Genomic DNA, 8309 nt, shown 5'->3' on the forward strand with positions numbered 1-8309 from the left:
GTGCGCCGGTCGCCGGCAGTTGAAGCAAGCTTCAACCCCGCTGCCCCTCGACTTGCATGTGTTAGGCCTGCCGCTAGCGTTCATCCTGAGCCAGGATCAAACTCTCCATTGTATAAAATATGAATGTTTCGTTAGAGTCCTGACTATTCGTTTCCTTTAAAGGAAATTGACAGATAAATACTACAATTTTGCTCTCAAAATATAACCAGTAATTCAAAGAACCACTTAAAAAATGCTTCGCATTTCAGTGCGAAATGGATTGCAAAGATAGAGACTATTTTTGAATCCTGCAAATCTTTTTCAAGATTTATTTTCGCGACACCCGAAGGTTTCAATGCGAAAGGGACTGCAAAGTTAAGAACTGTTTTGCAAACTCGCAAGTCTTTTCAGAAAATTTTTCCAAGACACCTGCGGCACCTTGGATCGAATTCGAAAACATCCTCACGTCACGCGTTCCCGCCAGCCTTTTTAAGAACCTCGCATCCTTTTGAAATTCAGCTACAAACCGTTTCAGGCTCCTTTATTGTAAACCCTCAACCTATTTGTAAGAACCGTTGATTTCTCAAATGCGGTTGCAAAGGTAGCGACTTTTTCGATAACTGCAAATATTTCGACCTCTTTTTTTCAAAAAACTTGTTTTTCGACCCTTCGGACCGACTCCTACCTTTATATAAAAGGGGCTGCCTTGGCAGCCCCTGCAGGAAAAGCACCGCAGAACGATCATCCCGGATGAAGCGTCCCCGGCACCATCCGTGAACAATGCGGTCCCGGAAACGGCCGACCGTAGTGCGGTCACAACCATCCGCCGTTGCCGGCAAGACCGGCCCGCGACACAAGCGCGAACTCCCGCGTCAGGGAGGTATCCCCGGCCATGGCCCGAATGCACAGCACCGAGACGCCCGGTTTCGGACAGCGGAACGAGATCCGGCTGCCGGTGATGGCGAGCTGTTTGACGGTAAGCCCCAACTGCTCGGGGGATTCGAGCGAGGCCGACTGCAACTCGACGGCACTGCGGTCTCCGCCGAAGAAGGGGGCAAAGTCGATCTCGGTCGTCTGCCCGGTCGGGACCCAGATGGCCGGAGTCCCCCGCACGGCCAGCAGCAGCTTGAGGGCATCGACACATCCGCCGCCCATCTTACCGCGGTAGGCCGTCAGACTCGGAACGGTGATTCCCTCCTTGGTGCCGGTAAAGTAGTCGTCGATGCCGTAGACCGAACTCAACAGCATCGCCTTGAACTCCTCGACCGAATATTTGCGCCCCAACTGGGCGGCATAGGAGAGTCCCAGCGCCGCTACGCCCGAGACGTGCGGACACGCCATCGAGGTCCCCTGCATGAAGCCGTAACCATAAAGCGCATCCTCCTTGCGTTTATCCTGGAAATTCATCCCGTCGTCACAGAGGATCGTACTCAGGACCTCTCCGTCGACGTAATATTCCCCCTGGCTTTTAGCCGTACCGTAATCGCCACCCGGCGCCGTGATGTCGACCCAGGTTCCGTAATCCGTATAATAGGCCGGGCGGAAGGCCCAGTCCATGGCCCCGACCGCAATGACCGGAGAATAGGAGGCCGGATAGGTCTCCACGTCACCGATCCGGTCGCCGTCGTTCCCCGCAGCAAAGATCACCAGTCCCCCGTTGAGCGGCGAGTTGGCATTCTGCGAACCGGCCCCCGTGATGAAGGTGTCGATCGCGGTGCGGATTATGCCGTAGCTCCGCTTCCAGGCCGAGGCGGCTTCGCTTGGCGAGGCGTCGGAGAAGTCATAGCCCCAGCTGTTCTGGGCGATGAGGGCGCCGTGAGTCCAGGCATATTCAAAGGCCTTGACAATGGGATTGTTCGAGTCGTCGCCGTCGCTGTAGCCCATGATCTGACACGACATGATCTTCACGCCGCCCCGACCGCTGCGCCCCCCGGCAATGCCGCAAACACCCCGGCTGTTGTTGTTCACCGCGGCAATGACGCCGGCTACGTGGGTGCCGTGATCGGCGTAGACCCATTGTCCATCCTCCCAGGTTGCCGTCCGCCAGTCGAGCTCGGCCTTGTTGTCCCAGAAATTGTAGCCATGTTCGTCGGGATTCGACGGATTCGACCAGATGTTGGCCTTCAGATCGGGATGGGTCGTCTGCACCGGCTCGTCGATCACCGCCACGATGATCTCCTCACTGCCCGTACAGAGGTTCCAGGCATCGACCAGATCAATGTCGGCCCCGGCCCGCGGCGTGGAAAAGTACTGATCCGCACCGTTGTTCTCGAAGTGCCACTGCCCGGCCAGCAACGGATCGTTCATCAACTGCGTGGCACGGGTTTCCGCCCGCTCGGGGAGCAGCCCCGCATGCGCGGGAACGGCCGGACCGGTACACATCGGGCGGATATGGCGCGGATGGACCTCGTATTCGACCACCGAAATTCCCTCCAGCCCGGCAAAACGCTGCCCGATCTGAGCAAGATCGGCCTCCCGGTCGAACGAAATCCGATACCAACGGTTCATGCCCGTGCGATCGTAGATCGGTTCCCAGTCGGGGTTGTAATCCACGACACGCCGGAAGCGGTCGGCACCGATCTCGGCCAGCAGGTTGTCGATGGACTCCACCCCCGAGCGGGTCGGCGCGGCCCCTCGCGTAGCAGCGGCTTCACCCTGAGCCCGGGCTACGGCCTGCGCCATCTCCGCAGTGAGCTGGACGGACAACACCCCCTGCAGGGCATACTCCGGAGCCGGAGATCCGACAATCCGGGCCCCGGAGGCAGACGACTGCTCCAGCGAATCCTTCGTACAGGCAACGGCTGCCAGCAGGCAGCACAGTAAAAACACGTTCCTCATGACGACTTTTAAAAAAGTAAGGTTTCAAAGGTATGTTTTTTTCGCAAAATTCAAAAAGCCGCAACAGAAAATCCCATCCAAAACCCCGAAAAAAGAGATTTTTTACTATTTTTGCCGCAAATATCTCCAAAACCATGAATCTGAAAAAAATCTCCCTGCTCGTCATACTGCTGCTCGTCGCGGACCAGGCCCTCAAGATCTGGATCAAGACCCACATGCATCTCGACGAGTCGATCGTCGTCTTTCCCGACTGGTTCCAACTCCGCTTCATCGAGAACAAGGGGGCCGCATTCGGCATGCACATCGCCTCGGGCAGCGGATTCGACTGGGGCAAACTGCTCCTGGGACTGCTGCGCATCGTAATGGTGGGATTCATCGGATGGCTCATCTGCCACCTCTCGCGCAAACGGGAGACCACCCCCAAAGGGGTCATCGTAGGTCTGGCGCTGATCTTCGCCGGCGCTCTGGGCAACATTCTCGACAGCGCCTTCTACGGACTGATCTTCTCCGAGTCGACCCCCTACACCGTTGCCGAATTCGGGGGCCATTACGCCGGATTCATGATGGGCAAGGTGGTCGACATGTTCTATTTCCCGCTTTTCCAATGGAACGGCGTGCCGCGGATGCTGCGTTTTCTGGTCGACAGCAACAACTATTTCTTTGGCGCGATCTTCAATCTGGCCGATGCGTACATCTCCGTAGCAGTGATCTATCTGCTTCTGTTTCAGTACCGATTTTTCAGCAAATAGATTTTTTTCAATTTTTTTGCATCAAAACCGTTGCGGATTCAGAAAAAAGTATTACTTTTGCACACCGCAATTCCGGAAGACACCGGTAACAATGCCCAGGTGGCGGAATAGGTAGACGCGCACGTTTCAGGTGCGTGTGCCGCAAGGCGTGCAGGTTCGATTCCTGTCCTGGGCACTGGAAACCCCGTTTGAGGAGACTCAGACGGGGTTTTGCTTTTTTCGGGTCTGCACGCCGGAAACGCATCAGGAACACGCCGGATACACGCCGGATACACACCGGAGTACGCACCGGAGTACGCACCGGAGTACGCCGCCCACCGCTTTGGCCCGCAACCATACCTTGCACGTCGCTCCCATCCTTAAAGAAGGAGAGTGCCCCGGATGCTGGGGCACTCTCCTTCTTCACATGCGGTATTCCGAGGGGCGGAGTCATCCGAACAATTCGTTGAGCAGCGCAGCCAACCTGTAAGCCGCCCGGACAAGCTGCCGTTCAGCAAGCAGGTAGGTATCCTGCACAAAAGCATTGTCGTATACCCCGTCGGGACGCTGCCAGTCATAAATCACCCGGCAGTCGACAGCCGTCTCATGCACCCATTCTCGCGGAGTTCCGGCCGCCATGGCGCGACGCTCGCGTCCGGTTGCTCGATACGCTCGCCGGTCCCAATACCACCCGGGTCGTGGCATCGAACGACACCTCCACATCATCGCTTCCCGAAATGGCTGCAAGGGCGGGCGAAACGATCGCTCCCTGCGTCTTCGTAGAGTTGAGATGAATGTATCCGGGGCGGGTGTAAACGCCCGGTTTGGAAGGATCGTAGTTCCAACCGTTCAGCGAGGTCTGTCCGCCCTCCAGCAAAGCGTCGAAACGTCCCGACACATCCGTCGTACAATAGGTGTTGATCCAGTCGGTGTGGGTGGCAAAGACGGCATCGTTCGGGTCGATCCACGAAAAATCATCCTGGAAATAGACCGTAGCCATGCTCTCGGCAAGCCGGACCTGAAGCGCCCGCGAACTCTCCGACGAACGGCAGGTCTGCGGAATCTCCTGCTTGCCGGAGTCGTAGTTCATGTGGTTGGCCACGATCCGCACGTTGAAATACGGATGTCCCGCAACGCTCTTGCCGTCGAGCCCGCCGATATGTACATGCGGTTCCCAGCTCTTGCCCGTTGCCACCGTGCGGCCGTCGGGACGCACGACATAGTAGGTATAGTCGGTTGCATCGGGCACCGCGGTCCAGCTCAGGTCAAAGCCGTAAGCCGAGGCTTCCGACGCGGTGACACTCCCCGGAGTCTCCAGCTGCGGGAGCTCCGAAGCCGACGAATAGGCGTCGTCGAGTTTCACCACCCCGAGATAGTTGAAGAAGAGACGCCCCTTTGCCGCCGTCCGCGATTCGAGGCGGAAGCGCGTCGCAGCGGTGATGCCGCACACGACGAAGCGGTGGCGCACCCAGTCGTTCCAACTGCCCATGCGGAACTCCGCACACTTCGCTCCATCCTCGAAGGTTCCGTCACCCTCGATCGTAATGGCGGCCGCATCATCGTCGTAATAGCCGTTGGTTCCGAGGAAGGCCGTACCGCCGACAATCACCTCGGCGTTGACCTTCGTGCCCGGATCGATGGCCGCAACCCGGGGCGTGAAGACCGAACCCACGGCCGACGAGGTCCCCAACTTGATGCTTCCGGCATACAGGTAGGCGGCGGAGTTGCTCGAAGCCGTCTCGCCGCTCCGCGATTCGACGACCTCGCCGCAATTCAGACAGGTATACGTATATTCGTACCGGGCGGCATTCTCCACGGCCTGCCAGCTGAAGCGTACCGAACTGGCCATCGACCCCTCCTGATCATAGGCAACCTCGGGCACATCGAGCGGAATCAGCTCCACGGAAGGCAGCTCGTCGTTGATCGTTCCCGGGCCGATGACGCGCACCTGCATGGTCGAAGGATCCCACGAGCCACCGCCCGAAACGTAGATACAGCAGTCGAAGCTCACCTTCACGTTGGACGTGCAGTTGTGCTTGATACCCAGCGTCGGAGTCACTAGACCGCCGCCGCACCCCGCGGTATTCGAGCCTCGTCCCATCTTGATATAGCCGACCCGCATGTAGATCCGCTCCTTGAGTTTGTTGTCGTCGGTCACCCAGCCCGAGTTGATCAACGTATTGTAGACCTCATCCCCGAAGGCTGCCGCCGTGATTCCGTTCCAATACTGCTCTTTGGTAAGCGGCGTCGGCCAGGTTCCGATATAATCCGAACCGCCAAAGGCATCGGTCACCCAACTGAAATCGTCCTCGAAATAGACATGCCCTTCGAGCAGGCCGTCGTCGGCCGGCCGAGATCAAGAGGTCTGTCACGGAGTATCAGTTTCATGATAGGATCCGTTTTTTCAACTATTCCGCCCCAAAGATAGGGCCCGATTTCCTTCCGATCGGTAACCCATGCAACAATCGGGACATTTTCCCCGCCGAAGAACGTCGGTTCACAGGGGGGGGGAAAAAAAAAGCGGAAGCTCCCGGAAGTGCGGCCCGGAGGTGCGGCCCTGGATACCTCCTCCAAGGAGTACCCCCCCCCAAAAAAAAGAGATCAACGGAAAATCCGGTCAGCGTCGTTTCGTCGACGGCCTTCGGGACAGGCGTTTGCCGCCGGAACGATCGGCTCCGGGGATTCCGGCGATCGGCTGTTTTCGAGCTGTCGAACGTTTTCGGGCAGCAGGTTTCACCGTCTCCGGGTTCGTCGTTCCCGAGGCTGCCACACCCGAGGTTGCCGCATCCGGCTTCGAAGGCTTTGCGCCGGCAGGCTTCGGAGCCGGACCCTTCTTACGCACCGACCATCCGAAATGACCCAGCGCTTCGCCCAAAGCAAAATACTCGCCGTGGGAGTAGACGATCGGCTCGGCCCGCTCAAGGCAGAAACGCCCCGTTTCAGGATCGAGGTAGGCCTCGTCGACCTGCACCCCCACCACTTCGGCCAGAAACATATCGTGACTCCCGAGCGGCAGAATCTGACGCACCCGGCATTCGATGTTGACCGGCGATTCGGCCACCACCGGAGCTGCCACCCGTTCCGAGGCCACGGCCGTCAATCCCATTTCACGGAACTTGTCGTGGTCGCGCCCCGACCGTACGCCGCACCAGTCCGTAGCCCGAGCCAGCGAACGCGTCGTCAGGTTGATGACAAACTCCCCCGTGCGGCGGATAATCTCGTAGGAGTGGCGCTCGGGACGCACCGATATATAACACATCGGAGGATCCGAGCAGAGCGTTCCGGTCCATGCCACGGTCAGCAGATTATACTCCTCGGGGGTCGCCCCGCAACTCACCAGTACGGCCGGCAGCGGATAGAGCACCGTACCGGGTTTCCAATTCTGTTTCATCTTTCGCCGTTTTCATGCTTTACGGACAAAGGTACGTCTTTTTTGGTATCTTTGCCGTATGCTGCTCGATGAATTTGTCCGATACCTCGAAGCCGAACGGCGATACTCGCCCCTGACGGTCCGCAACTACCGTCACGACGTGTCGCAGTTCCTGGCGTGGACGGGGTGTGCCGACTCCGAAGAGGAGCTGCGGCGCATCACGACGGACGACATCCGCGCCTGGATCCTCCACCGCACGGAGGAGGGGCACCTCGGTGCGGCGTCGATGAACCGCGAAGTCTCGTCGCTGCGGAGTTTCTTCCGCTGGCTGCTCGCCCGCGGGGTCGTCGAACGCAACGTCACGCAGCCCGTCTCGTCACTGCGCACCTCACGGCGGCTGCCGGCCTTCGTTCCCGAAAGCCGCATGGGCGGCATCGTCCGCGACTGCGAATTCCCGACCGACGACTTCCGCTGCGAGCGCAATTCGCTCATCGTCCTGATGCTCTACGCCTGCGGGCTCCGGCTGGCCGAACTGATCGGCATCAACCGCGACGACTTCGCCGACAACTACACCTCGCTTCGCGTCCGCGGCAAGGGCGACAAGGAACGCATCGTCCCCATTCTGGAATTTCTGCGCGAGAAGATTTTGCACTACATCGGGTTAATTGAGCGGCAAAATATTTGCAATTCTACGGAAAAAGCACTATTTTTAACTCACAAAGGAAAACGCATTGCCCGGATCACCGTGTACCGCATCGTGAAGGAGGAGCTCGCCCGGGGCGGCGTCCAGGGGAAAAAGAGCCCGCACGTCCTCCGACACACGTTTGCCACACACCTGCTCAACGGAGGCGCCGACATGCGCGAAATCCAGGAACTCCTGGGTCACGCCTCGCTTGAGGCCACGCAGGTCTACACCCACAACAGCATCGCACGGCTCCGGGAGGCCTACGCGAAAGCCCATCCTCGCGAAAAGGATGGCAAGTGTTAACTTTCTAAACTGTAAGGTTATGAACGTACAGATTCAATCCGTGAAATTCGATGCCGACAAACGGCTCATCGATTTCGTGAATGCCAAAATGGCAAAGTTGGACCGCTTTGCGGATCGCTCAACCGGCGCCGACGTTATTCTCAAACTCGATAAGGACCACGAAAAGGGAAACAAGATAGCAACCATCACGCTCCACATGCCGGGCGAGGATCTGGTGGCCTGCCACCAGTCGAAGGCCTTCGAGGAGTCGGTTGATGAGGCCATCGACGCCCTGAAGCGGCAGATCGACAAATTCAAGTCAAAACAGGATAACAAATAGAACTCCCACCAACCTAACTAATCCTTAACTAACCAATGCCGCGACGGCCGCCCGAAAAGGCGGTCGTCGCATTTTTTGGAGGGGGGG

6 protein-coding genes, 1 tRNA gene, 1 rRNA gene and 1 pseudogene are annotated in these 8309 nt (G+C 58.2%); 4 read left to right on the plus strand and 5 right to left on the minus strand.

Going from position 1 to position 8309, the window contains the following annotated elements; translation table 11 throughout:
* Both B5G09_RS13595 and B5G09_RS13605 read right to left on the minus strand, forming a co-directional pair.
* Positions 1-112 (minus strand): 16S ribosomal RNA (locus B5G09_RS13595); the annotation flags it as partial.
* A gap of 680 nt (positions 113-792) precedes the next feature.
* The gene (locus tag B5G09_RS13605; RefSeq protein WP_087405604.1) at positions 793-2817 is read right to left on the minus strand and encodes a S8 family serine peptidase; all 2025 of its coding nucleotides are present in this window, start codon (positions 2815-2817) and stop codon (positions 793-795) included.
* Between the two features lie 134 nt (positions 2818-2951).
* On the opposite strand from B5G09_RS13605, the gene B5G09_RS13610 reads away from it, so the two are divergent.
* Together B5G09_RS13610 and B5G09_RS13615 are read left to right on the plus strand one after the other, a co-directional pair.
* The gene (locus B5G09_RS13610) at positions 2952-3566 is read left to right on the plus strand and encodes a signal peptidase II (protein WP_087312096.1); all 615 of its coding nucleotides are present in this window, start codon (positions 2952-2954) and stop codon (positions 3564-3566) included.
* A 93-nt stretch (positions 3567-3659) separates the two neighbouring features.
* A tRNA-Leu gene (locus B5G09_RS13615) sits at positions 3660-3741 on the plus strand.
* 254 nt (positions 3742-3995) lie between these two features.
* Here B5G09_RS13615 and B5G09_RS14030 read toward each other — a convergent pair.
* The 3 genes and pseudogenes from B5G09_RS14030 to B5G09_RS13625 form a co-directional block, all read right to left on the minus strand.
* Positions 3996-4157 (minus strand): hypothetical protein, encoded by a 162-nt coding sequence (locus B5G09_RS14030; protein WP_241147686.1) that lies wholly within the window; start codon positions 4155-4157, stop codon positions 3996-3998.
* Positions 4150-5838 (minus strand): hypothetical protein, encoded by a 1689-nt coding sequence (locus B5G09_RS14135; RefSeq protein ID WP_087405605.1) that lies wholly within the window; start codon positions 5836-5838, stop codon positions 4150-4152. Before B5G09_RS14135 ends, B5G09_RS14030 begins: the two co-directional genes overlap by 8 nt.
* A gap of 537 nt (positions 5839-6375) precedes the next feature.
* Positions 6376-6936: pseudogene (locus tag B5G09_RS13625) on the minus strand (flavin reductase family protein); the annotation flags it as partial.
* 61 nt (positions 6937-6997) lie between these two features.
* Here B5G09_RS13625 and B5G09_RS13630 point away from each other — a divergent pair.
* On the plus strand, positions 6998-7903 hold the full coding sequence (locus B5G09_RS13630) for a tyrosine-type recombinase/integrase (RefSeq protein ID WP_087405607.1): 906 nt from the start codon (positions 6998-7000) through the stop codon (positions 7901-7903).
* Positions 7904-7922: 19 nt separating this feature from the next.
* Positions 7923-8222, plus strand: a complete 300-nt coding sequence (gene raiA / locus B5G09_RS13635) for a ribosome-associated translation inhibitor RaiA (protein WP_087312078.1) — start codon at positions 7923-7925, stop codon at positions 8220-8222.
* The last annotated feature ends 87 nt before the right edge of the window (positions 8223-8309 follow it).

It is taken from the genome of Alistipes sp. An54 (genome assembly GCF_002159375.1).
In the GTDB taxonomy this organism is placed as follows: domain Bacteria; phylum Bacteroidota; class Bacteroidia; order Bacteroidales; family Rikenellaceae; genus Alistipes; species Alistipes megaguti.